General features: G+C 59.5%; 2 protein-coding genes and 1 pseudogene. 2 read left to right on the top strand and 1 reads right to left on the bottom strand.

Going from position 1 to position 1,531, the window contains the following annotated elements; all coding sequences use genetic code 11:
• Positions 1-166: 166 nt before the first annotated feature.
• Positions 167-793, bottom strand: a complete 627-nt coding sequence (locus JQC81_RS32360; protein ID WP_203275849.1) for a hypothetical protein — start codon at positions 791-793, stop codon at positions 167-169.
• Positions 794-886: 93 nt separating this feature from the next.
• Between JQC81_RS32360 and JQC81_RS32355 the strand changes: the two genes are divergently transcribed.
• Complete coding sequence (locus tag JQC81_RS32355; RefSeq protein ID WP_312887636.1) at positions 887-1,162, top strand: helix-turn-helix domain-containing protein; 276 nt, start codon at positions 887-889, stop codon at positions 1,160-1,162.
• A 113-nt stretch (positions 1,163-1,275) separates the two neighbouring features.
• A pseudogene (locus JQC81_RS32350) lies at positions 1,276-1,531 on the top strand (hypothetical protein); the annotation flags it as partial.

Here is a 1,531-nt window from a genome sequence, read left to right as displayed (position 1 = left end):
GTCTTGGCGTCTGTAGTGCCATTCGTTGAGGAGCACGGCGCCCCAAGCCATGCAGCAGACGATCCCCGGCAGGATGACGGTGGCAAACCAGAACTCAAAGCTCATAACCCCTGCCTCATCAGCCGGTGTGCGGATGCTGCGGGAAGGCAGGAGAACTCGGAGGCCATCAGACGTGAGCCTTGGGAGCAGGGAGGGTGTAGAGCAGGTCCTGCACGAGAACAAGGAGGGCGCGCTCGTCAAGGGAGCTCAGGGACCAAGGATCCTGGGTCAAGTCGAAACCTCGGCTTGCCACCAGAACTCTGGCCTTGGCGATCAGAACCGCCACCGAGCTGGATGGCTGACGGAGAATGGCATCCGCAGCCTCCGCGGCAGCCTGCTGGTGCGCAGCATTCTCCTGATAGGCTGCCGTCAACCCGAGTTCGTCGGCCGCCAGCGAGAGCTCGTAATGATGGCGGTGAAGGGCCGTGACGATCGTCTGCACCCGCGGCCAGAGATGCGGTGAGGCTTTCGCGGTCTCGTACAAGGCTGGGATGTCGCGGACGGTGTAGTAGAAGCCGACTTCATTCTCGTGGCACAGGTCGAAGAGGGCATCGGCTCGGGTGGTCAGGAGAACACCTGGCAGAGGCGGTTTTTTCTGCGACCAGGTCTGTTCCAGCTCGTTCAGGCGCGTGGCCGAGGCGAGGGCTTCAGCCAGCACAGCCTCAAAGGTCGCCTCGAGCTGCATCAGCGAGAGGTTCTCCGAGGCAGCTGGGCGTGAGGCATACGTTAGCCCATCACGATCCATGTCAGACATGGCGTGTTGCTCCTGAAAGTCGGCATTTGTACAGTGTCGCACTAGATAGCGCGGAATCTTAGATTTGTCAACATACGTTTGGACATTGTACAAATGAAGCCCGTTCAGATCCGAATGGCGCGTGCGGCCATTGGGTGGGGCGTACGCGAACTTGCTGAGAAAGCAGGGGTTACAGCAAATACAATCACCAGGATTGAGAATGGGGCAGACGCGAAACACTCGACACTTGAAGCCATTCGATCTGCGTTCGAAGCTGCTGGGGTCATCTTCATTGCGGAGAACGGGGAGGGGCCAGGCGTGCGGCTTAAGAAGCAGATGCCAGATGAGGGCACACGCCCGCAGCAACTAACCTCCGAGAACGACACCTGAAACTCGCAACCTTACCGGCCAGAGGCACCTTCTCTGGTAGCGTGGATCGGCGAGACCAACAGCAGGGCAGGGAGCTTCCTTAACGCGGTCCAATCACCAAATGCTGACGTGTCATGACTGATCCGCGCCCTTACCCGACCGACCCTGAAATGCCCGATGAGTTACTCAGGCTCGAATATCTCGGCTACACCATCAGGCTGCAGCTGACACCGCTAGAATGGATGGCGGTGATCAGCCAGCCCAACCAGCGGCCCGGCATTGTCCTGGCGGCAGACCGCGAGGCGGCCCTGATTGCGGATTCCGATGAAGCCGGACGCTTATTCCAAGGTGAAGCCGGACACCCATTCCGATTTCATTCCGGACAGTGTT

Source organism: Microvirga arabica (assembly GCF_016811235.1).
Taxonomy (GTDB): Bacteria; Pseudomonadota; Alphaproteobacteria; order Rhizobiales; family Beijerinckiaceae; genus Microvirga; species Microvirga arabica.
This window is presented reverse-complemented; position numbering and strand designations above follow the sequence as displayed.